This window comes from Streptomyces sp. NPDC004031, from assembly GCF_053604375.1.
Map to the genome: position 1 here is coordinate 76882 of NZ_JBSGHL010000015.1, position 23064 is coordinate 99945.

Here is a 23064-nt window from a genome sequence, read left to right on the forward strand (position 1 = left end):
GAGGGAGAAGGGGTGACGGGAGGGGTCAGCGGTGGTCGGCGCGCGAGCGCACCCTGCCCAGGGCGAGCAGCACGACGAGGGTGGTGAGCATCAGGGCGACGGCCAGGGCGGCACCGGTGAACAGGGAGCCGCGGTTGGTGGCCGCGTAGACCCGGACCGGGAGCGTCGTCCAGTCCGGCGGGTAGAGCATCATCGTCGCGCTCAGCTCGCCCATCGACAGGGCGAAGCACAGCGCGGCGGCGGCGCTCAGCGAGGGCAGCAGCAGCGGCAGCTTCACCGTGAGCAGCACCCGCAGCGGGCGGGCGCCCAGCCCCGCGGCGGCCTGCTCGTAGGCGGGGTCCAGGCGGGCCAGCGCGGCGGTCACCGACTGGTAGGCGAAGGCCGTCACGAGCACCGCGTGCGCCAGGATCACGATCCGCCGGGTGCCGTTGAGCAGCAGCGGCGGCTGCGAGAAGGCGACCAGCAGCGCGAGTCCGACGACGACCGAGGGCACCGCGACGGGCAGCATGAACAGCCCGTCCAGCACCCGCCGCCCCCGCCCGCGCAGCCGCTCGGCGGCCAGCGCCGCCCAGCCGCCGGTCAGCAGCGCGAGCACGCTCGCGGCCAGCGCCGTCCACAGGCTCGTGGTGAGGGCGTCCAGCGAGTCGCCGCCGGTCAGGTCGCGGTAGTGGTCCAGCGTGGGGTGCGAGGGCAGGGCGCCGCTCCAGTTGCCCGCGAAGGACGCCGCGAGGACGACGGCGAAGGGCAGCGCGAACAGCGGCAGGAAGAGGACGAAGAACAGGACGCGGGCGGCGGTGCGCCCGGCGCGGCTATGCACCAGCACGGCGGGCTCCTCCGGTGGCACGGGCGAGGGCCGCCCGGTAGAGGGCGTACAGGGTGACCGACAGCACGACGCACACCATCGCGACCGCGCACGCGCCCGGGTAGTCGCCGTCGAGGATGGCCTTGCTGTAGACCATCAGCGGCAGCGTCGTCACGCCCTTGGCGCCGGTGAAGAGCACGATGCCGAACTCGTTGAGGCACAGCACCAGCACCAGGCTGCCGCCCGCCGCGAGCGCGGGCACCGCCTCGGGCAGCACGATCCGCCGCACGATCCGCGGCGCCCGCGCGCCCAGCGAGGACGCCGCCTCGATCTGCGCGGTGTCCAGCCGGGTGAAGGCCGCGAGCAGCGGGCGCATCACGAACGGTGTGAAGTACGTGATCTCGGCCAGCAGCACGCCCCACGGGGTGCGCAGGAAGTCCACCGGCCCGGTGGCCGCGCCGGTGACGTCCGTCCACAGGCCGTTCGCCATGCCGACGGTGCCGTAGACGAACAGCAGCGCCAGGGTGATCAGGAAGGACGGGAAGGCGAGGAAGACGTCGATGAAGCGGCTCAGCGCCCGGCTGCCGGGGAAGGGCACGAAGGCGATGACCAGCGCCAGGAAGAAGCCCAGCAGCAGGCACCCGGCGGTGGAGGCGCACGCGATCCACACCGTGTTCCACAGCGCCTTGCGGAAGGACTCCTGCGCGAACAGGTGCCGGTAGACGCCGAGGGAGTGGCCGCCGGTGTCGGGCGAGAAGGACTGCTTGGCGACGAGGTAGAGCGGATAGCCGAAGAAGAGCGCGAGCGCGGCGAGCGGGGGCAGCGCCCACGCCCACGGCCTGAGCGCGGCGGCGCGCTCCCACCGCGCCCTCCCCACCGGGGCCGCCGGGGCCGCCGTCTCCCGCACCCGGGTGCTAGCCATGGTCGGCGCCGCCTTCCGCGGTCATGCCCGCGGGCAGCAGCACCGCGTCCTGCGGGTCGAAGGCCAAGGTGACCTCGGCGCCGGGCCGCGGCGGCTCACGCAGATCGCCGACGTCGGCGTGCAGCGCGGTGCCGTACGCCTCGACCAGCAGCCGGTGGGTGTGGCCGCGCCACTGGACGGCGGTGACGGTGCCGCGCAGCACGTTCGGGCCGCCCGCCTCCGCGAGCCGCAGCGCGTGCGGCCGTACGCACACGGTCGCCTGCGCGCCGGGCGCGGGACCGGAGACGGGGGCCGGGTCCACGCGCAGCGCCGCCGGGCCCAGCCGGTACGTGCCGTCCGCCGCCGCCGTGACGGGCAGCAGGTTGGCGTTGCCGACGAACGTCGCGGTGAAGGCGGTGCGCGGGGTGCGGTAGAGGGCGTCGGGGGTGTCGCAGTCCTGCAGCCGGGCCCGGTCCAGGACGGCGATACGGTCGGCGAGGGTGAGCGCCTCGATCTGGTCGTGGGTGACGTAGAGCATCGAGACGTCCGGCAACTCGCGGTGCAGCCGCGCGAGTTCCGCGAGCATCCCGGAGCGCAGCGCGGCGTCCAGCGCGGACAGCGGCTCGTCGAGCAGCAGCACACCGGGCCGGATCGCGAGCGCGCGGGCCAGCGCGACCCGCTGCTGCTGACCGCCCGACAGCTCCCGCGGGTAGCGGCGCGCGTAGCCGCTCATCCCCGTCATCTCCAGCGCCTCGCCGACCCGCGCGGCCGTCTCGGCCCGCGAGGTGCGGCGGGCCCGCAGCCCGAAGGCGACGTTCTGGTCGACCCGCAGATGCGGGAAGAGCGCGTAGCTCTGCACGACCATCCCGATCCCCCGCCGGTGCGGCGGCAGCCCGGTGACGTCCCGCCCCCCGATCAGCACCCGCCCGGCGCTGGGCCTCACGAACCCGGCGACCGCCCGCAACGCGGTGGTCTTCCCCGACCCGGACGGCCCGAGCAGCGCCATCACCTCCCCGGGCTCGACCGTCAGCTCCAGCCCGTCCAGCACGGTGTTCCCGCCGTACGTGACACTGACCCCCTCGAACCGGATCCCGGACCCGCCCCCGCCCGAAGGCGAGCCGGCCTTCCGGGCGCCCCTCGTCGCCCCTCCGGGCGCGGGCTTCGCCCCCTCGGGGCCGGCGGCGTTCTCCGCCGACACCTCGCCGGAGGCGGTGCCGGCGACCACGGTGGCCGCAGCAGCGTCAGCCGCGGGCTGCCCGGCCGCCGGGGCGGGGGCGTTCTCCGCCGCGGGGCCGGGCACGGCCGGGGCGGACGCCGAAGACCCGGACGCGGAGTCCACCGCCGACGCCCCGCCGGAGGCGAGGGTGGGGGTCGGGTTGGCGGGTGGGGTGCTGTTCGTGGGCATGTCAGTGCTCCCGCAGCAGGGCGGGGAGGTCGGCGACGGAGGCGAGGACGTGGGTCGCGCCTGCCGCGTGCAGCTGGTCGGCGGTGTGGGCGCCGGTCGTGACGCCCGCGGCCACCGCCGCGCCCGCGCGCAGGGCGCTGCGGACGTCGGAGGCGGTGTCGCCCGCGGCCGCGACCTGCCGTACGGCCCCGGTGCCGGTGCGCAGCAGCGCGGTCAGCACCATGTCGGGGTGCGGGCGGCCGCGGCCCGCGTCGGCGGGGCAGAGGGTGAGGTCGGCGAGGTCCTGCCAGCCGAGGGCGGCGAGGATCGCGTCCTGCGTGGTGCGGGCGAAGCCGGTGGTCAGGACGACCTTGCGGCCGTCGGCGCGCAGCTCGCGGACAGCGTCCTCGGCGCCGGGCAGCGGCGCGCACAGCCCGCTGTCGACGAGTTCGGCGTAGGCCTCCTCGAAGGCGGAGTTGGCCGCGCGGGCGCGGTCCTCGGCGCCGAAGAGCGCGCGGAAGACGGTGATCTTCGACTCGCCCATCGTGGCCCGCACGTAGTCGAGCTGCCGCTCGTACACCTCGCTGCCGGGCTCGACGCCGAGCCGCCGGACGGCCCGGGAGAAGGCCTCCTCGACGAGGCCGCCGTCGGCGACCGTCGTACCGGCCATGTCGAGGACGACGAGCGTGACGGGCGGCCGCGCCAGATCGGCGGCCTCGCCGTCGTACGGGGCGGTGCCGGGCGCGGTCGCCGCCGGGTGCGGGGCGCCCGGGGTCGCCGGGCTCTCAGGAATCTCGGAGGTCATCGTGCTCACCAGCCCATCTCGTCCGCGCTCGCCTCGCCGATGGCCGGCGAGCAGGTCATGCCGCGCCCGCCCGGTCCGGTCACCAGCCAGACCCCGTCGCGCACCTGCTCGCGGTGCACCACCCGGGTGGTGTCGACGCACTGCGCGTACACCCCGGCCCAGCGGCGGCGGATGCGCGGCAGCGGGCGGCCGAGGAGGGCGGCGGCGCGCTCCAGCAGGTGGTCGTAGGGGTCCTCGGTGACGTCGAAGCCGAACGGCTCGTCGTATTCGTGGGTGTCGCCGATGGTCAGCGAGCCGTCGAGGCGCTGGACCAGCAGCAGTTGCATGCGGTGCTCGGCCGCGACCGGCGGTTGCGGGGAGCCGTCGCGCAGCGCGTCGAGGGCGCCGCCCTCGTACGCCGGGTAGTAGCGGAAGCTGTCGGCGTCGGCGACCGACGTGGTCAGCTCCTCGCCGAGCGGGTCGGTCTGCGCCATCTGGAGCCGGACCCGGCGCACGGGGAGTCCGGGGGCGAGTTCGCGGGCGAGGCCGGAGAGCCAGGCGCCGGTGGCGAGCACGGTGTGGTCGGCGCGGTGGGTGTCGCCGTGGTCGTCGCGTACGGCGCCGTCCGCGACCTCGCGGACCTCGCGCCCGGCGAGGAAGGTGTAGCGGCCGCTCTCGGCGAGGCGGGCGCGCAGCGCGGGGAGGGCGACGCGGGATTCGACGGCGGCGTCCTTCGCGCACAGCAGCGCGCCGCGGATCTCGCCGCGCACCGCGGCGTTGCGCTCGCGGACCTGCTCCGCGGTGAGCCAGGCGAAGCCGCGGTCGGCGGCGTCGGGCCGGGCCAGCACCTCGTCGGCGACGGCCTGCTCGGCCTCGTCGCGGACGAGCGTCAGCGAGCCGTTGGCGCGGAAGCCGACGCCGGGGACCTCGGCACCGATCTCCTCCCACAGCTCGCGGGCGCGCAGCGCGGTGGCGAGTTCGGGCCCGGCGGCCCGGCCGCCGACCCAGACGAGGCCGAAGTTGCGGACGGAAGCGCCGCGGGCCTCGCGCTCGCGCTCCAGGTGGACGACTTCATGGCCGCGCGCGACGGCGTGCCATGCGTGCATGGTGCCGAGCACCCCGGCTCCTACGACAGTGACTCTCACGCGGTCGAGATTCGGCGGGCAGGGTGTCGCGTACGCGACGGTACGGCGGCCGGGGGGTGAACAAGCCCACAAGCTTGGACTAGACCCGTTACCTTCCCGTGATCTTACGGGACGGGTCCGCGCCCGACGGTCCGTCAGGCCTTCTTGTCCAGACGGACGGTGAAGCTGAAGCGGTCACCGCGGTAGAGCGACCGCACCCGCTCCAGCGGCTCCCCCGCCGAATCCCGGCTGGAACGGTGCAGCAGCAGCATCGGCAGCGCGGGCGGCGTACCGATCAGCAGCGCCTCGCGCGGGGTCGCCAGCACCGTCTCGATCCGCTCGTCCACGGACACCGGCTCCACGCCGAGCCGCTCGCGCAGATAGGCGTAGAACGACGTGTCCGGCGCGAAGTCCCGTGCCAGGTCCGGGATACGGGCCACCGCGAGGTACGTGCTCTCCAGCCCCACCCGCTCCTCGTCGGCGAGCAGCACGCGCTCCATGTGCCAGACCGGCGCGCCCGGCTCGATCCGCAGCTCGCGGGCCAGCACCGGGTCGGCCTCCAGCTGCTCCAGGTCGATCAGCCGCCGCCCCGGGGTACGGCCCTGGCGGCGTACGCCCTCGGTGTAGCTCGCCGTCGACAGCGGCTGCACCAGCTTCGGGCCCGCCACCACCGTGCCGCGGCCCTTGCGCCGCACCCGGCCCTGGATCAGCAGCTCCCGCAGCGCCTGCCGCACGGTCTCGCGGGCGACCGCGAAGCGCGCCGCCAGCTCCCGCTCGGTCGGCAGCAGCCCGCCCTCGCCCAGCTCGTCGAGCATCGCCTCAAGACGCGTCTTGACGGCGAAATACTTCGGCACCCGGCCGTGCTCCGGGATGCCGGCCCTGATCGGGGCATGGGGATCGGCGGCGTCACTCACGCCCCGATCTTCCCAGACGCGCACAGCGCGCCCGCGGGGGATGGATGATGGCGGCATGCTGAGGCGCCTGCCGTGGGGGGACGAGCTGCGAGCCGCGCTGGGTGTGCCCCGCCGCGTCCGGCGGCTGGGCAGCAGCCCGCGCTCACGCGTCTGGCACGCGCACCTTCCGCCGGGCACACCGGTCGTGGTCAAGCACCTCGTCGCGGGCCCCGGCGCGGACGCGGGCTACGCCCGCGAGGTCGCCGCCCTCCGCCTCGCCGCCCGCGCAAACCCGCCCGTCGCGCCCCGCCTGCTCGCCACCGACCCGCTCCGGCGCGTCCTCGTCCTCGAACACCTGAAGGAGCTCCGCCCGCCCGCCGACTGGCACGTCCCCTGGGCGACCGCACTGGCCCGCCTCCACGCGGCGCCACTGCCCGGCGCCCCCGCCGCTCCGGGGGCTCCCCCGCACGAACGCGGCTCCGAAAGGCCCGGGGCGGCAGCGCGCGGCGGAGGGGCGGGGGACGCGGGTCCCGGGGTCGCGGGCGGGCTGCCCGCCTGGCAGGGGCCGACGTCCCGGGACGTCGAGGCCTTCCTCCGGCTCGCGCGGGCGCTGGGCGCAGACGTGCTGAAGGGGGCCGCGGACGCGATGGAGCAGCTGGTGGAGCGGCTCGCCCGGCTCGGCGGAAGCGCGCTGCTGCACGGCGACCCGTGCCCCGGCAACGACCTGCACACCGCCGCCGGAGTGCGCTTCGTCGACTTCGAACAGGCCTCGCTGGGCAACGGGCTGACGGAACTGGCCTATCTGCGCATCGGCTTCCCCACCTGCTGGTGCGTCACCGCGCCGCCCGCGGCGACGCTCGGCGCGGCGGAGGCCGCGTACCGCACGGCGTGGCGGGAGGCGACCGGCGGCGAGCCCGAGGGCGACCTCGCCGACGCGTGCGCCGGGTGGCTGCTGCGCGGTGACGCGCTGGTCGAGCGCGCCCGGCGGGACGGCACCGACCACCTGCGCGAGGTCGTCCGCCGCGACTGGACGTGGGGAACGGCGAGCGCGCGCGGGCGCCTGGCCCACCGCCTGGCCGTGGTCGCCGCGCTCGGCCCCGCCTCCCCCCGTCTGCGCCCCTTCGCCGACCTCGCCGCCGCCGTCCACGCGGTCCTCCCCGCCTCCTGGCCGCCCCCGCCGCCGCTCCCCGAGGACCGCCCGTAGGACGGGCAGACCGTAGCGGGGCGGAAGCGGGGCAGGAGCCGTGGCACGTGCCCGGGTGTCAGGCCGAGCGCAGGGGCGGGACCCGCCGGGTGAGGGCGGCGGCCGGGAGCGGGTTGTCCGGCTCGGCTCCGGGGTCGTCGGCGGCGACGACCCCGGCCGCCGCGGCGTCGAAGCCGGGCGGCCAGACCGTCAGGTCGCTCGCCAGCGCCCCCTCCAGCCGCGCCATGCGCAGGTCGGCGCCGCCGAGGTCACTGCCGCGCAGGTCGGCCAGCCGCAGGTCCGCGCGCAGCAGGACGGCCCCGGCTGCGCGGGCCTTGCGCAGGTTGGCCTCCCGCAAGTCCGCGCCGGTGAGGTCCGCCTCCCGCAGGTCGGCCCTGACCAGGCGGGCACCGCGCAGATCGGCTTCCGTGCAGCGGGCCCGGCGCAGCACCGCCGTACCGCATTCGGCGTGCCGCAGGTCGGCCGCGATCAGCGATGTCCCGGTCAGGTTGGCCCGGTAGAGGCTCGCCGCCTCCAGGCACGCGCCGTCGGCGTTGAGGCCGTCCAGCCACAGTCCGTCGCCGTCGGCCCGGCGCAGATCGGTGAAACTGACGTTGAGCCAGCCGGGACGGCGGTCCTGGCACAGGACCCCGAGGCAGGTGAGCGCCGTCTGCGCGTCCGCGGCACGGGTCTCCAGCGGGCGCACCTCGTTGACGGACACCTCCGCCGCCGGGACGCCCGGCGCGTGCGGCGGCGGCCACGGCAGATGCGTGCGCAGGTAGGCCGCCATGAGGGCGACGACCGCCTCGTGGTCGCGGGCGGAGTGGTCCGCGATCCGCCACAGCGCGTGGATGCCGCCGATCCGCACGTCCAGCTTGTCGCTGCCCAGGTGCTCCACGGCCCGGCTGAACCGGTCGGTGACCTGGCCCTCCCGGGTGGCGCTCAGCCCCTCCTGGCTGACCCGCACCTGCCGCCAGGTGGCGAAGGCACCGAACAGCACGACTGCCCCGCCCAGCGCCTGGAGCAGCGTGGTGCGCACGTCGTTGACCGCGCTCAGCCGCTCCGCCGCCGGGACCCGGCCGCCGGCCAGGTCGTGGTCGACCACGAGACCGGGAAGGACCAGCAGGGCGAGAAGCAGCCCGCCCAGGACGGCCACCACCGCCGACACGACGGCGGCCACCCGGACCACCCGCCGCCGGCCACGCATGGATACCCCCATGGCCAACGGATCCTAGGGCACTCCCGCCCCCGGCGGCCGGGCCGGACGGTGCCTGGTGCGTGCGATCGCACGGCGGAGGGCCGTCCTCGTAGCGGGCACACCCTGGGGCACTCCCGCCCCCGGCGGCCGGGCCGGACGCCCCCTACCGCCCGCGCCGGGTGCCGTCAGGACAGCGCGGCGGTGGCGAAGAGCGGGGCCAGGGCGAGGAGGGCGGCGCCCTCGGGGGTGGCGCGGGGGCCGGCGGCGGGGAGGGTGACGAGGGCGGGGGCGACCGCGGCGGACACGCCCGCGCGGAAGGCGTCCGGCGCGGCCAGCACCGTACGGCCGCCGAGGACGACGCGGTCGACGTCCAGCAGCGCCACCAGGTTCGCCGCCCCCACACCGAGCAGGTACGCGGCCCGGTCCGTGTCGCCGCGGGCCACCGCCGCCAGGCACAGGGCCTCCAGGCAGCCGCGCCGCCCGCACTTGCACGGCGGCCCGTCCAGCTGCACGACCTGGTGCCCGAACTCCCCCGCGCCAGCGGCCCCGCCGCGGTGCAGCGTGCCGTCGAGGACGAGCGCGGCGCCGAGCCCCGTCCCGAGGTGGAGGTAGGCGAACGAGCCGCCGTCCGGGCCGGGTTCGGCCAGCACGGACAGGGCCGCGGCGTTCGTGTTCTTGTCGACGGCGACGGGCAGGCGAAGCCGCCGCGCCAGCTCCTCGCGCAGCGCGCAGCCCGACCAGTGCGGGAAGCCGGTCACGGCGCGCAGCGTGCCGGTGCGGTGGTCGAGCGGGCCGCGGATCCCGACACCCACGCCCAGGACCCGTCCGGGCGCGAGCGCGGCGGCGGCGCGCAGCTCGCGCTCCATCGCCGCCAGGCCCTCCGGCACGGGCCGCCCGAGGTCGAGCGGCGCGGCATGCTCGGCGACCGTGCGCCCGCCGAGGTCGGTGACGACCGCGGTGAGCGCCTCCCCGTCCAGATGCGCCCCGACCGCGAAGGCGGCCCCGGCCGCGAGCCGCAGCTCGGTGCGCGGCTTGCCCCCGGTCGAGGCGAGCCGTCCGGCCTCCTCGACCAGGCCGTCCGCCCGCAGCCGGGCGGTGATCTTGCTGACCGCCTGCGGGGTGAGCCCCGTGCGCTCGGCCAGTTCCAGCCGGCTGAGCCCGCCCGTGGCGTCCCGCAGCAGCCCGAGCACGACGGCGGCGTTGTGGCTGCGCAGCCCGGGGAGGTTGAGCCCGCCCCGGTCCGCACCGCCGGCGGGCGGGGGCGGCGGGGCGGCGCGGTCCGGGGACGGGGGCGTGGTCACCCCTTCATTGTCGCGCGCGCTTGCACTTTGGCAACACTGTTGCCAAAGTGAGGTGCATGACCACCGCCGCTCCCCTCCGCGTCGCCCTGGTCGGCTACGGCCCGGCCGGCTCGTTCTTCCACGCCCCGCTGATCGCCGCCGCACCCGGGCTGCACCTCGACACCATCGTCACCGGCAACCGCGAGCGGCGCGCGCAGGCGCGCGCCGAGCATCCGGGGGTCGTCTTCGCCGGCACCGCCGACGAGCTGTGGCCGCGCGCCGCCGAACTCGACCTCGTCGTCCTCGCCTCGCCCAACCGCACCCACGTGCCGCTCGCCACCGCCGCCCTCGAAGCGGGACTGCCGGTCGTCGTCGACAAGCCGCTCGCCGCGACCGCCGCCGAGGCCCGCACCCTCGCCGCCCTCGCCGAAGAGCGCCGGCTGCTGCTCACCGTCTTCCAGAACCGCCGCTGGGACAGCGACTTCCTCACCCTGCGCGAACTCCTGGCCCACCGCGAACTCGGCGAGATCCACCGCTTCGAATCCCGCTTCGAGCGGTGGCGCCCCCAGCCCAAGGGCGGCTGGCGCGAATCCGGCGACCCCGCCGAGATCGGCGGCCTCCTCTACGACCTCGGCAGCCACCTCGTCGACCAGGCCCTCACCCTCTTCGGCCCCGTCCGCACCGTCTACGCCGAATCGGACGTACGACGGCCCGGCGCCGCCGCCGACGACGACGACTTCATCGCCCTCACCCACACGGGCGGCGTCCGCTCCCACCTGTGGATGAGCGCCACCGCCTCCCGCCTCGGCCCCCGCTTCCGCGTCCTCGGCAGCATCGGCGGCTACGTCACCTACGGCCTCGACCCCCAGGAAGCCGCCCTCCGCGAAGGCCTGCGCCCCGGCGAAGGCACCGGCTGGGGCACCGAACCCGAGGACGCGTGGGGCACCGCCGGCACCGACGAGACGGCCTGGGCCGTACCCTCCGCCCCCGGCGACTACCCGGCCTTCTACGCCGCCGTCGAAACCGCCCTCCGCGAAGGCACACCCCCACCCGTCACCGCGTGGGAAGCCGCCGCCACCATCGAGGTTATCGAAGCCGCCCGCGAATCCGCCCTCACCGGCCAGGCGGTGACCCTGTGACCACCCCGCACCTCGTCGACCCCGCGGAACTCGCCGAGCAGGAACGCACCCTCGTCCTCTCCCGCTTCACCCACGACGACGCCTGGCGCCTCGGATGCCTCCTCGTCGACCTCGCGCGCGAGCAGGGCGCCCCCGTCGTCATCGGCATCCGCCGCGGGGAGCAGCGCCTCTTCCACTACGCCCTGGAGGGCACGGCCCCCGACAACGACCAGTGGCTCGAACGCAAGACGCGGGTCGCGCTGCGGTTCGGGACGTCGTCGCTCGCGGTCGGCGAGCGGTTCCGGGCGAAGGGCACGACCTTCGAGGCGTCCTCACACCTCGACCTCGCGCTCTACGCCGCGCACGGCGGCGCGTTCCCGCTGCGCGTCGCCGGCGTCGGCGTCATCGGCGTCGTCGCCGTCTCCGGCCTCCCCCAAACAGAAGACCACGCCCTCATCGTGCAGGCCCTCACGCAATTCCTGGCCTGACACTTGCCGCCTCGTGAGCGACCGTCTCCCCAGAGCTTCGCGTGGGGCTACCCCCACGCAGCCCCTGGGTGGTTGCCACTTGCGGTGGCAGCTCGCCTTCCCCCCGGTGGGGGCTGAGCGCGCAGTTCCCCGCGCCCCTGAAAAACGGGAACTCTCCCCCGCAGCCTCGCCCTGCACACACTCACCCTCACCGGCTGGCAGCCGCTCAACCGGCCGGAGGGGGACGGTGCGGGGTGCCCCCGCAGGAATGCGCTGGGAGGGGCTCACCAACTCGGGAAGAGGGCGAAGGCGCATTCCGAGGAGGTGCCCCGTGGCGGCCCCCGCCCCACCAACGGCGGCGCCGCGAAAGGGGCGCGAGGAACGGCGCGAGCAACCCCCCACCGGCAGAAGGTCGCGCGGCCAACCGCAACAAGCCACCCCGGGGCGCACCCCCCTACGCCGAAGCAAGCACCTGCTTCTGCCGCCCCAGCCCCTCGATCGTGAGCTCCACCGTGTCGCCCGCCCGCAGGTACGGGCGGGGCTCGGGCTGGCCGAGGGCGACGCCCGCCGGCGTCCCCGTGTTGATGACGTCACCCGGGTAGAGCGTCATGAAGTGGCTGAGGTAGCGGACGACCTCCGCGACCGGGAAGATCTGGTCGCGCGTCGAACCGTCCTGCCGCAGCGTGCCGTTGACCCACAGCCGCAGCGAGAGCGCCTGCGGGTCGGGGACCTCGTCCGCGGTGACGAGCCAGGGGCCGAGCGGGTTGAAGGTCTCGCAGTTCTTGCCCTTGTCCCACTGGCCGCCGCGCTCGATCTGGAACTCGCGCTCGGAGACGTCGTGCGCGACGGCGTACCCGGCGACGGCGGCGAGCGCCTCCTCGTGGTCGGCGGCGTACCGCAGCTCGCGGCCGATGACGACGGCGAGTTCGACCTCCCAGTCGGTCTTGGTGCTGCCGCGCGGCACGAGCACGGTGTCGTCGGGGCCGACGACGGTGTCGGGGGCCTTCATGAAGACGACCGGTTCGGCGGGCGCCTGCGCGCCCGTCTCGGCGGCGTGGTCGTGGTAGTTGAGGCCGATGCAGACGATCTTGCCGATGCGGGCGAGCGGCGGCCCGACCCGCAGGTCCGCGTCGAGCGCGGGCAGCGCGGCGGTGTCGGCGGCCGCGACACGGGCGAGGGCGTCGGCGTCGGCGAGCAGCGCGCCGTCGATGTCGGGGACGAGTCCGGAGAGGTCGCGCACGACTCCGTCCTGGTCGAGCAGAGCAGGGCGCTCCGCCCCGGCGGGTCCGACTCGCAGCAGCTTCACAGGGGTACTCCGTTGTGCCTAGGGTGTCCGCGGCGGAGCACGGCGCGGACGGCGCACGTCCTCCGGCAGGGCGGAGATGTCATCGGATGTCTTTCCGATCCTGCGACCGGCAGCGGATCCACGCAAGCCCTGTTCACGGGCTGGACGTCATGTCAGGTCCGCCACTGCGGCCTGCGCAGACGTCGGAGGGGGCTCAACCGCCCACCAGCCGCGACACGGTGTAGATGAGCAGTCCCACGAGCGCGCCGACGACCGTGCCGTTGATGCGGATGAACTGCAGGTCGCGCCCGACGTGCGCCTCGATCTTGCGGGAGGTCTGCTCCGCGTCCCAGCCGGCGACGGTCTCGCTGATGAGCGCGGTGATCTGGTCGCGGTAGGTGGTGACGAGGTAGACCGCCGCGTCCTCCAGCCAGCCGTCGACCTTCTCCCGCAGCCGCGGGTCCGCGGACATCCGGCGGCCGAGGGTGAGCAGCGAGGCGCGCGTGCGGGTGCGCAGCTGGCTGTGCTCGTCCTCGGCGGCGGCGACCGTCATGGCGCGTACCGAACCCCACACCGAGGCGATCAGCTCCTGCACCTCGGGGCGGGCGAGCAGGTCGTTCTTCAGGCGCTCGACGCGCTCGCGGGTGTCGGGGTCGGTCTGCAGCTCGGTGGCGAAGTCGCGCAGGAAGCGGTCGACGGCGCCGCGCGCGGGGTGCTCGGGCGACTCGTTCATCTCGGTGACGAAGCGCAGCAGTTCCTTGTAGACGCGCTCGCCGACCTTGCGGTCCACAAAGCGCGGGGTCCAGCCGGGCGCGCCGCCCTGCACGGCGGCCATGACGGAGTCGGAGTGCTGGATCAGCCAGTCGCGGGCGCGCACGCACACCAGGTCGACGAGGCGGCGGTGGCCGCCGTCGGCGACCGTGCGCTCCAGGAGCTTGCCGAGCGCCGGGGCGACCTCCTGGGCGGCGGCCCGCCGGGTGATCGCCTCGCTCACGACGGCCTGCACGTCGGAGTCGCGCAGCACCGTCAGCACACCGCGCAGCGCGGCGGCGGCCTGCTCGGTGACACGCTCGGCGTGGGCCGGTTCCGACACCCACGCGGCGAGCCGGGAGCCGACACCGACGGCCCGCAGCCGGGTGCGGACGACCTCGCCGGACAGGAAGTTCTCCCCCACGAAGTCGCCGAGGCTCGCGCCGAGCGCGTCCTTCTTGGTGGGGATGATCGCGGTGTGCGGGATGGGCAGGCCCAGCGGATGCCGGAACAGGGCGGTGACGGCGAACCAGTCCGCCATCGCACCGACCATGCCCGCCTCGGCCGCGGCCGCCACATACCCGGCCCACGCGCCGGAACCGCTCGCGTCCGCCCATTTGGCCAGGGCGTAGACGGCGGTCGCGACCGCGAGGAAGCCGGTCGCGATGAGCTTCATCCGGCGCACTCCACGCCGCCGGGCCGCGTCCGGATCGGCCGCGCCCGCCGGGACGACACTCCCCGGCACCTGGTCCACCTGCTTCGCCCGCATATCCACCTGCGTATTGTCGCCAGCGCTGACGGAAGTGGAACGAACGGCGGGTTCCCGGCGCCTCCCGCGCCGCCCCGCGGACAGGAGAGCGACCCTGATGGACGACGCGACGCACGACGCGACGGGCACCGGCGGCGCGCTCGCCGGGTACGCCGAACTCTTCGACGCCCCCGCCGGCTACCTGGACTTCGCCCGCTACGGGCCGCCCTCGCGCGCGGTGCTCGACGCCACCGCCGAGGCGCTCGGCCGCTCGGCGCGCGCCGACCACACCACCGTCAACGAGCTGATGCGGGCCGATCTGCGGGCCCGCGAGTCCGCCGCGCGGCTGGCCGGCACGGACGCCGCGCACACGGTGCTGCTGCCCAACACCACCACGGGGCTCTTCCAGGCCGCCTTCGGCATCCCCTCCGGCACGGTGCTCGTGCCCGAGGGCGACTTCCCCGCCAACCACTACCCGTGGCGCCGCACCGCCGCCGCGGGCCTGGCCGAACCGCGCTGGCTGCGCGGGCGGCCCACCCCGGAGGCGGTACGGGACGCGCTCACCGCGGACGTCGTCGCCGTCTCCCTCAGCGCGGTCGACTTCCGCACCGGCCACCGCGCGGACCTCGCCGCGATCCGCGACGTCATCGGGCCCGACCGGCTGCTCGTCGTCGACGCGATCCAGGGCTTCGGGGTCGTCGAGATGCCCTGGCAGGCGGCGGACGTCGTCGTCACGGGCGGCCAGAAGTGGCTGCGGGCCGGCTGGTCGACGGGCTTCGCGGCGCTGTCCGACCGCGCGCTCGAACGGCTCGCGCCGACGCTCACCGGGTGGACGGGCGTGGAGGACGTCGCCCTCTTCGACGGCGCCGAGCACCCGCCGGCCGCGGACGCGGGGCGGCTGAGCCTGACGAACCTCAGCCCGGTCGCGGCCGCCGCGTTCGCCGCGGCGCTGCGGGTGGTGGAGGAGGCGGGGGTCGCGGCGATCGAGTCCGCGGTCGCCGCGCGGGTCGACGAACTGCTCGACGCGGTGCGGTCCGCCGGGGCGGAGGTCCTTTCCGAGACGGCGCGCCCCCGCCGGGCCGGGATCGTCTCCTTCCGCCTCCCGGGCGTCCCCGCGCCCGCGGTGGCCGCCGCCCTCCACGAGCAGGGCCTGACCCCCACGGTCCGCCCCGACTCCCTGCGGCTGTCCCCGCACGCCTCCACCCCGTCCTGGGTGGGCCCGCAGGTGACGAAGGCGCTCCGCTCCCTCGGGGGGTGACCCCCTGCCCCGCCGGGCACTGTCCGTGCCGGGACCTTCCCACCGTCGTGGCTGATCGCGCAGTTCCCCGCGCCCCCGAAAAACGCGCACCCCGCGCGCAGAGGGCACCCCCAGGGGCGCGTGGGGGCACCTCCCGGGCGAAGCCTGGGGGAGAACTGCGCGCGCAACCCACCACCGGCGGACGCTCGCGATGCCTACCGCAAGAGGCAGCCCGGGGCGCCCTCAGGCCCAAAAAGGGCTAGCCCCCTTCCGGGCCGCCGCCGGGGCGGGCCGTGCCGCCCGAGTCGCCGCCGGCGCCGCCGCCGGTGAGGCCGCCGAGGGGGTCGAACGTGGGCTGCGTCGGGGGCGGCTCGGACGTGGGAGGCGGCTCCGAGGTGGGCTCGTCGGTCGGGCCGCCCGAATCGCTGGGCGGCGGCTGCGAGGTGTGGGGCGGCGTGGTGTGGGAGGGCGGCGCGGACGTCTCGCCCGTCCCGGAGGTCGGCTCGTCGGACGGCTCGTCCGTGACCGGCGGCAGCGTCGGCACGTCCGCGTTCGTGTCGAGGTCGAAGTCGGCGACGGGCACCCCGTCGAGCGCGGCCGCGGTGTAGTCGGCCCAGACCGCGCCGGGCGGGCCGCCGCCGTTGATGCGGTCGGTGTGCATCGCGTCGTACATCGGCTTCTGCTTGCCGTTGGCGGGGTCCATGCCGAGCAGTGCGACGACGGTGGCGAGCTTGGGGGTGTAGCCGGCGAACCACGCGGCCGTGTCGTTCTCCGCGGTGCCGGTCTTGGCCGCGGAGGGCCATCCGGAGTCCTGCGCGACGGTTGCGGTGCCGCCGGAGCTCTCCACGACGCTGCGCAGCACCTGCGTGACGGTGTCGGCGACGTCCCGCGGCACGGTCTGGTGCGCCTGCCGGTCGGGCAGCGGCAGGTCGTTGCCGTCCCTGCTGACCTTCTTCACCAGCGTGTAGGGGATCTCCTTGCCGTGGTTGGCGAGGGTCGCGTAGACCTGCGCCATGTCCAGCGGGCTGGCGCCGAAGGAGCCGAGCGCCATCGCGGGCGTCGTCGGGATCTTCACCGAGTCGGGCATCCCGAGGTCGTGCGCGGTGTCGATGACCTTGTCCGTGCCGACGTCCTGCGCCATCTGGGCGTAGACGGAGTTGACGGACTTGTCCATGGCCCGGGTGACGTCTATGCGCCCGTAGCTGTGCCCGTCCTCGTTCTCCGGGGCGTAGCCGACGGGCCCGTCCGGGCCGACGACGGGCCGCTTGTTCTCACCGTCGTAGACCGTCTTCGGCGTGATCCGCTTGCCGCTCTGCGTCCGGGAGTCGTGCTGGAGCGCGGCCGTGAGGATGACCGGCTTGAAGGTCGAGCCGGGGGTGTACGTGGCGTTGGTGGCGCTGCTCACGTACTGCTTGGTGTAGTCGATGCCGCCGTAGAGGGCGACGACCTCGCCGGTGGCGGGGTCGATGGACACCCCGCCGGCCCGCACGTACGAGTCGGCCTTCTTCTTGCCGAGCTTGTCGTAGACCTGGGCCTGGGCGGCCTTGACGAAGTCGTCCTCCTTGCCCTTCTGGATGCTGGTGACGATGCGGTAGCCGCCGCGGCGCAGCGAGTCGGCGTCGACGATGTGGTTGGCGTCGAGGTAGTCGTTGACGGCCTCGATGATGTAGCCGCGCTGGCCCGCCTTGCTCGCCACCGGGGTGGGCGCGCCGATGGTCGGGAATTTCGTCGCCGCCCGCTGCGACGCGCTGAGCCAGTGCTCCTTGACCATGCCGTCCAGGACGTAGTTCCAGCGCGCCTGGGCCGCGTGCGCGTTCTCCGGGTGGGCGGCGAGGTCGAATTCGCTGGGCGCGTTGAGCAGCGTCGCGATGTACGCGCCTTCCGCCGTCGTCAGATCGGACGCGTTCTTGTGGAAATAGGCCTGGGAGGCGGCCTGGATCCCGTACGCGTTCCGCCCGTAGTAGCTGGTGTTGAGATAGCCCTCGAGGATCTCGTCCTTGGTCACGTTCCGGTCGAGTTTGATCGCGATGAAGAATTCCTTGATCTTCCGCGACGCCGTCTGGTTCTGGTTCAGGTAGTAGTTCTTCACGTACTGCTGGGTGATCGTCGAACCCGACTGCCGGCCCTTGCCGGTCGCGGTGTTCCACGCCGCCCGCACCATCGCCTTCGGGCTGACCGCCGACTCGTGGTAGAAGCTGCGGTCCTCCGCGGAGAGCACCGCGTACTGCGCGGTCTTCGCGACCTCCGACAGCGACACGTTCTGCCGGTTGACCGCGCCGTCGCGGGACAGCTCGGTCTTGCCGTCGGAGTAGTAGTAGACGTTGCTCTGGGCGACCGCCTCGGCGTTCGCATCCGGGATGGACACCAGCGCGTAGCCCAGGAAGAAGCCGCCCAGCAGCAGTACCAGGACGCCGAGGAACGTGCCCAGGACGACCCGCCACGTCGGCACCAGCCGCCGCCATCCCGTACGGCCGGACCGGCCCGAACCGCCCGCGGCGCCACCCGCCGCCCCGAAGTGCGCGTCGCTCATATCAGTAGGGACTCCTCATCCGCCGCCGGGGTTGTCCGCGGCGGAAAACCGAGAGAACACCGAGAATTCCGCCCCGAACCGGCACGGACCTGCACGTAATCGTACGTACGCCCCAGGGCGCACACTCCTCCCACACTGGCGCATCCCCCGTCCGCACGGGCATCCGGCCGCCCATCCGTGACAGGCCTGTGACAGGACGGTCAAACCCCGGCAGACGCCTCCCGGCGGGAAACCGCCCGGGAAACGGCGCGGAACCCCGGGAAACTCCGGCGAAAAGCAGTGGAAGCCGCACCGCGCGGCCGACTAGGCTCCTGCGCTTGTGTGTCCCGCGGGGATGTGGCCCATCTCACGGCGCCACGACGGGGGCCGAGCCCTGGAAAAGCGGGAATGGGAGAAAGGCGGAAGATATGGGCGGCTTCTACGCTGCCGTCATGGTCCGCGGCTTCCGGCGCTATGCGACGTACCGCATCGCCTCGGCGGCCGGAGTCATCACCAACACGGTCTTCGGACTCATCATCTCCTACAGCTACATCGCCCTGTGGGACCAGCGCCCGCACCTCGGCGGCTACACCGAGGCGCAGGCCCTGGCCTACGTGTGGATCGGCCAGGGACTGCTCGCGCCCATGGCCCAGATGGGCGGCGGCTTCGAACGCGAGATGATCGGCCGGATCAGCTCCGGCGCCATCGCGATCGACCTCTACCGCCCCGCCGACCTGCAGGGCTGGTGGCTCGCCTCCGACCTCGGCCGGGCCGGATTCCAGCTGCTCGGCCGCGGGATCCTGCCGGCCGTCGCGGGCGCCCTGGTCTTCACCCTGGCGCTGCCCCGCACCCCGCTGCCCTGGGTGCTCTTCGCGGTGTCCCTCGCGCTGGGCCTGCTGGTGAGCTTCGCGATCCGCTACCTCATCGCGCTCAGCGCCTTCTGGCTCATGGACGGGGCCGGGGTCATGCAGATCGCCGGGATCGTCGCGCTGTTCTTCTCCGGCATGCTGCTGCCGCTCAACGCCTTCCCCGGCGCCCTGGCCGGCCTCGCCCAGGCACTGCCCTGGGCGGCGATGCTGCAGACCCCCGCCGACCTGCTGCTCGGCCGCCGGCACGGAACGGGCGCCGCCCAGGCCCTCGCCGTCCAGGCCGGCTGGGCCGCCGCACTGCTGACCGCCGGGCGGCTGATCCAGGGCGCCGCGACCCGCCGGGTGGTGGTCCAGGGTGGCTGACACCGCCGGCGCCGCCGACACCACCGGCGCCGCCGACACCACGGGCGCCGCGGGTACCAAGGGCACCACCGGGAGCGCCGGCCCCGCCGCCACGGTCCCATGGGCCCGGCCCGCCACCGGAACCGGTCCCCACCCCGGGCCCGTCCGCGCGGGCATCCGCGCCTACGGGCTGATCGTGCGGATGTGGATGCGCTCCACCATGGCCTACCGCACGTCCTTCGCCCTCACGACCCTCGGCAACCTCGCCGCGACCGCGCTCGACTTCGTCACCATCGCCCTGATGTTCTCCCACATCGACACCCTCGGCGGCTTCGGCCTGCCCGAGATCGCCCTGCTCTACGGCACCACCAGCGTCTCCTTCGGCCTGTCCGACCTGCTGGCCGGAAACGCCGGCTCGCTCGGCGACCGGGTCCGCGACGGCACCTTCGACGTCCTGCTGCTGCGCCCCGCCCCGCTCGTCGCCCAGGTCGCCGCCGACCGCTTCGCGCTGCGCCGCCTCGGCCGCGTCACCCAGGGCGTCGCCGTCCTCGGCTGGGGCGTGCTGCGCACGGACGTCGACTGGACGGCGGGCCGGGCCGCGCTGCTGGCCGTCACCCTGCTCGCCGGGACGGCGATCTTCTGCGCCGTCTTCGTCGCCGGGGCCGCCTTCCAGTTCTGGGCCGGCGACGCCTCCGAGGTGCAGAACTCCGTCACCTACGGCGGCAACACCCTGCTCCAGTACCCGCCCGGCATCTTCGGCCGGGAACTCGTGCGCGGGGTCACCTTCGTCGTCCCCCTCGCCTTCGTCAACTGGATGCCCGTGCTGCACATCCTGGGCCGCCCCGACCCGCTCGGCCTGCCCGGCTGGGCCGACTACCTCGGCGCACCCGTCGCCGCCCTGTGCTGCGCGCTGGCCGGGCTCGCCTGGCGCGCCGGCGTCCGTTCCTACCGCAGTACCGGGAGCTGAGATCCGTTGACCGACACCCCCACCCCGGGCGCCGACCCCATGATCGCCGTCGAGGACCTGGAGAAGGTCTTCGACGTCCGCCGCAAGGCCGCCGGCCACACCCTGCGCCGCGAACGCCACCAGGTCGCAGCCGTCGACGGCCTGTCCTTCACCGTGCCGCGCGGCGAGATGGTCGGCTACATCGGCCCCAACGGCGCCGGAAAGTCCACCACCATCAAGATGCTCACCGGCATCCTCACCCCCAGCGGCGGCACCGTCCGCGTCGCCGGCATCGACCCCTCCCGCGACCGCACCCGGCTCGCCCGCCGCATCGGCGTCGTCTTCGGCCAGCGCACCACCTTGTGGTGGGACCTGCCGCTGCGCGACTCCTACGAGCTGGTCCGCCGCATGTACCGCATCGAGCCCTCCCGCTACACCCGCAACCTCGACTCCTGCGTCGACCTCCTCGACCTCGGCCCGCTGCTCGACGTCCCCGTCCGCCAGCTGTCGCTCGGCCAGCGCATGCGCGGCGACATCGCCGCCGCCCTGCTGCACGACCCCGACGTGCTCTACCTCGACGAACCCACCATCGGCCTCGACGTCGTCAGCAAGGCCAAGGTCCGCGAGTTCCTCGCCGCCGTCAACGCCGACCGCGGCACCACCGTGCTGCTCACCACCCACGACCTCACCGACATCGAGACCCTGTGCAGCCGCGTCATGGTCATCGACCACGGCCGGCTCATGTACGACGGCGACCTCGACGGGCTGCACGCCGCCGGGGAGTCCGAACGCACCCTCGTCGTCGACTTCGCCCGCGAACTGCCCGCCGTGCACATCCCCGGCGCCCGCTGGATCCGCAGCGACGGCCCGCGCCAGTGGCTCGCCTTCCCCGCCGGGCACAGCGCCGCCCCCCTCGTCGCCGCCCTCGCCGCCGACCACCCCCTCGTCGACCTGTCCGTCCGCGAACCCGCCATCGAAGATGTCATCGCCCGGATGTACGGGGCGGCGTAACATCCCCGGAACCGTCCGTGCGGGCCGGGACCACAGAACAAGGGAGTTCATGTGCGGGAGGACTTCACCGTCGCCGAGGCGACGGCCGCCGACTGGGACGAGATCATCACATGGTGCGCCGCCGAGGGCTGGAACCCCGGCCTCGGCGACGCGGCCTGCTTCCGCCCCACCGACCCGGCCGGCTTCCTGGTCGGGCGGCTCGGCGGCCGCGTCGTCTCCGCCGTCTCCGTCGTGACCTATTCGCCCGATTTCGCCTTCCTCGGCTTCTACCTCGTCCACCCCGACCACCGCGGCACCGGCCTCGGCATCGCCACCTGGAAAGCCGCGATGCCGCACGCCGAAGGCCGCCTCGTCGGCCTCGACGCCGTACCCCAGCAGCGCGCCACCTACGAACGCTCCGGCTTCACCGCCGCCCACGACCAGATCCGCCACACCGGCCGCCCCCACCGCGGCACCCCGTCCGCCGCCGTCCGCGCCGTCACGCCCTACCACCTCGACGCCATCAGCGCCTACGACACCAGGTGCTTCCCCGCCGAACGCCACGCCTTCCTCAGCCGCTGGCTCACCGCCGACGGACACACCGCCCGCGTCCTGCTCGACGACGCCGGACACGTCACCGGCTACGGCGTCATCCGCGCCGCCCACGAAGGCCTGCGCGTCGGCCCCCTCTTCGCCGACACCCCCACGGGCGCCGCCGACCTGCTCGACGCCCTCACCGACGGACTCCCGCCGGACGCCGAGATCTGCGTGGACGTACCCGACCACAACACCGCGGCACTCGATCTGGTGACATCCCGCGGCCTCACCCCGACCGCCCGCTTCACCCGCATGTACACCGGCCCCGCGCCCTACTCGCGCCACGAGGCCACCTACGCCACGACCACGCTCGAACTCGGCTGAACACAGCGGTGCCCCGGGCCGCACCCTGCGGCCCGGGACACCGGGAGACGGTCGGTCAGCGGATCACGGTCACAGATACAGCCCGGTGGAATCGTCGGTGCCCTTCAGGCGCTCCGCGGCCACCGCGTGCAGATCGCGCTCACGCATCAGCACGTACGCCACGCCCCGCACCTCCACCTCGGCCCGGTCCTCCGGGTCGTACAGCACCCGGTCGCCGACCTCCACCGTCCGTACGTTCTGCCCCACCGCGACGACCTCGGCCCACGCCAGCCGCCGGCCCACCGCCGCCGTCGCCGGAATCAGGATGCCGCCGCCGCTGCGGCGCTCGCCCTCGCCGGCCTCGTGCCGCACCAGGACGCGGTCGTGCAGCATCCGGATGGGCAGCTTGTCGTGCTCACTGTTCGAACTCACCCGCACGACGTTACCGGCGGCGCCGCCACGACGAGAGACCGCCCACCACCGCGATCAGCGCCACACCCGCCACCGCCGCCGGAACGATCCGCTCCAGCCGCGGCGCGCCGTCCGCCCCCACGAAGGGCGCGGTCACCCGCCCCACCGCCTGATTGATCTTCGTGTACGCCCGCCCCGCCGTGCGGTCCACCGCCGACACCGCCTTGGCCTTCGTGTCCGCCGCGATCGTCGCCGGATGCACCCGCACCGCGAGCTCGTCCAGCGTCTCCGCGAGGTCCTGCCGCCTGCGGGCGATGTCCGCCTCGATCTGAGCGGGCGTCCTGACGTCGTCCGACACCGCGTATCCTCCATCGGCTGATTAGGTACCGTTCGGACAGTCTGTCAGTTCGACGCGGCCCGCGCCTCGTCGGCACCCCCGTTTGAGGAGCTTCCCCATGGCCGAGCGCCTGTCCCCCGGCGACCCCGCCCCCGACTTCACCCTCCAGGACGCCGACGGCAAGCCCGTCTCCCTCGCCGACCACCGCGGCCGCAAGGTCATCGTCTACTTCTACCCCGCCGCCATGACCCCCGGCTGCACCAAGCAGGCCTGCGACTTCACCGACAACCTCGACCAGCTCGCCGCCGCCGGCTACGACGTCCTCGGCATCTCCCCCGACGCCCCCGAGAAGCTCGCGAAATTCCGCACCAAGGAATCCCTCCGCGTCACACTTCTGTCCGACCCCGACCGCGCCACCCTCACCGCCTACGGCGCCTTCGGCGAGAAGATGAACTACGGCAAGAAGATCATGGGCGTCATCCGCTCCACCTTCGTCGTCGACGAGTCCGGCACGATCGCCCACGCCTTCTACAACGTCCGCGCGACCGGCCACGTCGCCAAACTCCTCCGCGACCTGGACGTCTGAACAGCCGTAACCGGCGGCGG

Annotated in this window: 22 protein-coding genes; 9 read left to right on the top strand and 13 right to left on the bottom strand. The window is 74.5% G+C overall.

The features are described from left to right. Positions 1 to 25: 25 nt before the first annotated feature. From ACWERV_RS12485 to ACWERV_RS12510, 6 genes are all read right to left on the bottom strand, one after another. Positions 26 to 823, bottom strand: coding sequence for an ABC transporter permease (locus tag ACWERV_RS12485; protein WP_452931976.1), 798 nt, complete (start codon positions 821 to 823; stop codon positions 26 to 28). Then, the gene (locus ACWERV_RS12490) at positions 810 to 1724 is read right to left on the bottom strand and encodes a 2-aminoethylphosphonate ABC transporter permease subunit (protein WP_452931979.1); all 915 of its coding nucleotides are present in this window, start codon (positions 1722 to 1724) and stop codon (positions 810 to 812) included. The genes ACWERV_RS12485 and ACWERV_RS12490 overlap by 14 nt, the downstream gene beginning before the upstream one ends. Then, the gene (locus tag ACWERV_RS12495) at positions 1717 to 2793 is read right to left on the bottom strand and encodes an ABC transporter ATP-binding protein (protein ID WP_452932104.1); all 1077 of its coding nucleotides are present in this window, start codon (positions 2791 to 2793) and stop codon (positions 1717 to 1719) included. Before ACWERV_RS12495 ends, ACWERV_RS12490 begins: the two co-directional genes overlap by 8 nt. A 316-nt stretch (positions 2794 to 3109) precedes the next feature. Continuing rightward, positions 3110 to 3892, bottom strand: a complete 783-nt coding sequence (locus ACWERV_RS12500) for a phosphonatase-like hydrolase (protein ID WP_452932107.1) — start codon at positions 3890 to 3892, stop codon at positions 3110 to 3112. 5 nt (positions 3893 to 3897) lie between these two features. After that, on the bottom strand, positions 3898 to 5016 hold the full coding sequence (locus ACWERV_RS12505) for a TIGR03364 family FAD-dependent oxidoreductase (RefSeq protein ID WP_452931981.1): 1119 nt from the start codon (positions 5014 to 5016) through the stop codon (positions 3898 to 3900). Positions 5017 to 5150: 134 nt separating this feature from the next. Continuing rightward, positions 5151 to 5909: a GntR family transcriptional regulator gene (locus ACWERV_RS12510; protein ID WP_452931983.1), complete on the bottom strand. Its 759-nt coding sequence runs from the start codon at positions 5907 to 5909 to the stop codon at positions 5151 to 5153. A 55-nt stretch (positions 5910 to 5964) separates the two neighbouring features. Between ACWERV_RS12510 and ACWERV_RS12515 the strand changes: the two genes are divergently transcribed. After that, positions 5965 to 7092 carry an aminoglycoside phosphotransferase family protein gene (locus tag ACWERV_RS12515; RefSeq protein ID WP_452931986.1) on the top strand — a complete coding sequence of 376 codons (1128 nt, stop codon included), beginning with the start codon at positions 5965 to 5967 and terminating at the stop codon, positions 7090 to 7092. A gap of 58 nt (positions 7093 to 7150) precedes the next feature. On the opposite strand, the gene ACWERV_RS12520 is transcribed toward ACWERV_RS12515, so the two are convergent. After that, entirely contained in the window at positions 7151 to 8290 is a 1140-nt protein-coding gene (locus ACWERV_RS12520) for a pentapeptide repeat-containing protein (RefSeq protein ID WP_452931989.1), read from the bottom strand. 164 nt (positions 8291 to 8454) lie between these two features. Then, positions 8455 to 9570, bottom strand: coding sequence for an ROK family transcriptional regulator (locus ACWERV_RS12525; protein ID WP_452931992.1), 1116 nt, complete (start codon positions 9568 to 9570; stop codon positions 8455 to 8457). A gap of 56 nt (positions 9571 to 9626) precedes the next feature. Here ACWERV_RS12525 and ACWERV_RS12530 point away from each other — a divergent pair, with 56 nt between their 5' ends. Both ACWERV_RS12530 and ACWERV_RS12535 read left to right on the top strand, forming a co-directional pair. Continuing rightward, entirely contained in the window at positions 9627 to 10688 is a 1062-nt protein-coding gene (locus ACWERV_RS12530) for a Gfo/Idh/MocA family oxidoreductase (RefSeq protein WP_452931994.1), read from the top strand. After that, positions 10685 to 11155, top strand: coding sequence for a heme-degrading domain-containing protein (locus ACWERV_RS12535; protein WP_452931997.1), 471 nt, complete (start codon positions 10685 to 10687; stop codon positions 11153 to 11155). Before ACWERV_RS12530 ends, ACWERV_RS12535 begins: the two co-directional genes overlap by 4 nt. Positions 11156 to 11588: 433 nt before the next feature. On the opposite strand, the gene ACWERV_RS12540 is transcribed toward ACWERV_RS12535, so the two are convergent. Together ACWERV_RS12540 and ACWERV_RS12545 are read right to left on the bottom strand one after the other, a co-directional pair. Next, on the bottom strand, positions 11589 to 12440 hold the full coding sequence (locus ACWERV_RS12540) for a fumarylacetoacetate hydrolase family protein (RefSeq protein WP_398181176.1): 852 nt from the start codon (positions 12438 to 12440) through the stop codon (positions 11589 to 11591). A gap of 193 nt (positions 12441 to 12633) precedes the next feature. After that, complete coding sequence (locus tag ACWERV_RS12545) at positions 12634 to 13938, bottom strand: DUF445 domain-containing protein (protein ID WP_452932110.1); 1305 nt, start codon at positions 13936 to 13938, stop codon at positions 12634 to 12636. Positions 13939 to 14035: 97 nt separating this feature from the next. On the opposite strand from ACWERV_RS12545, the gene ACWERV_RS12550 reads away from it, so the two are divergent. Beyond that, positions 14036 to 15175: an aminotransferase class V-fold PLP-dependent enzyme gene (locus ACWERV_RS12550; protein WP_452932000.1), complete on the top strand. Its 1140-nt coding sequence runs from the start codon at positions 14036 to 14038 to the stop codon at positions 15173 to 15175. Positions 15176 to 15413: 238 nt separating this feature from the next. Here the strand turns inward: ACWERV_RS12550 and ACWERV_RS12555 are convergent, their stop codons facing one another. Then, positions 15414 to 17684 carry a transglycosylase domain-containing protein gene (locus tag ACWERV_RS12555; RefSeq protein ID WP_452932002.1) on the bottom strand — a complete coding sequence of 757 codons (2271 nt, stop codon included), beginning with the start codon at positions 17682 to 17684 and terminating at the stop codon, positions 15414 to 15416. A 407-nt stretch (positions 17685 to 18091) separates the two neighbouring features. Here ACWERV_RS12555 and ACWERV_RS12560 point away from each other — a divergent pair, with 407 nt between their 5' ends. From ACWERV_RS12560 to ACWERV_RS12575, 4 genes are all read left to right on the top strand, one after another. Continuing rightward, positions 18092 to 18895 (top strand): ABC transporter permease, encoded by an 804-nt coding sequence (locus ACWERV_RS12560; RefSeq protein ID WP_452932003.1) that lies wholly within the window; start codon positions 18092 to 18094, stop codon positions 18893 to 18895. A 181-nt stretch (positions 18896 to 19076) separates the two neighbouring features. Further along, positions 19077 to 19841 carry an ABC transporter permease gene (locus ACWERV_RS12565; protein WP_452932113.1) on the top strand — a complete coding sequence of 255 codons (765 nt, stop codon included), beginning with the start codon at positions 19077 to 19079 and terminating at the stop codon, positions 19839 to 19841. A gap of 39 nt (positions 19842 to 19880) precedes the next feature. Then, complete coding sequence (locus ACWERV_RS12570; RefSeq protein WP_452932116.1) at positions 19881 to 20831, top strand: ABC transporter ATP-binding protein; 951 nt, start codon at positions 19881 to 19883, stop codon at positions 20829 to 20831. A gap of 51 nt (positions 20832 to 20882) precedes the next feature. Continuing rightward, the gene (locus ACWERV_RS12575) at positions 20883 to 21731 is read left to right on the top strand and encodes a GNAT family N-acetyltransferase (RefSeq protein ID WP_452932006.1); all 849 of its coding nucleotides are present in this window, start codon (positions 20883 to 20885) and stop codon (positions 21729 to 21731) included. Between the two features lie 69 nt (positions 21732 to 21800). On the opposite strand, the gene ACWERV_RS12580 is transcribed toward ACWERV_RS12575, so the two are convergent. Together ACWERV_RS12580 and ACWERV_RS12585 are read right to left on the bottom strand one after the other, a co-directional pair. Beyond that, a complete protein-coding gene (locus tag ACWERV_RS12580) occupies positions 21801 to 22103 on the bottom strand; it encodes a GroES family chaperonin (RefSeq protein ID WP_052398200.1) in 303 nt (100 codons plus the stop codon). A 49-nt stretch (positions 22104 to 22152) separates the two neighbouring features. Beyond that, positions 22153 to 22479, bottom strand: a complete 327-nt coding sequence (locus ACWERV_RS12585; RefSeq protein WP_452932009.1) for a DUF3618 domain-containing protein — start codon at positions 22477 to 22479, stop codon at positions 22153 to 22155. Between the two features lie 97 nt (positions 22480 to 22576). Here ACWERV_RS12585 and bcp point away from each other — a divergent pair, with 97 nt between their 5' ends. Next, the gene (gene bcp, locus ACWERV_RS12590; RefSeq protein WP_452932012.1) at positions 22577 to 23044 is read left to right on the top strand and encodes a thioredoxin-dependent thiol peroxidase; all 468 of its coding nucleotides are present in this window, start codon (positions 22577 to 22579) and stop codon (positions 23042 to 23044) included. The last annotated feature ends 20 nt before the right edge of the window (positions 23045 to 23064 follow it).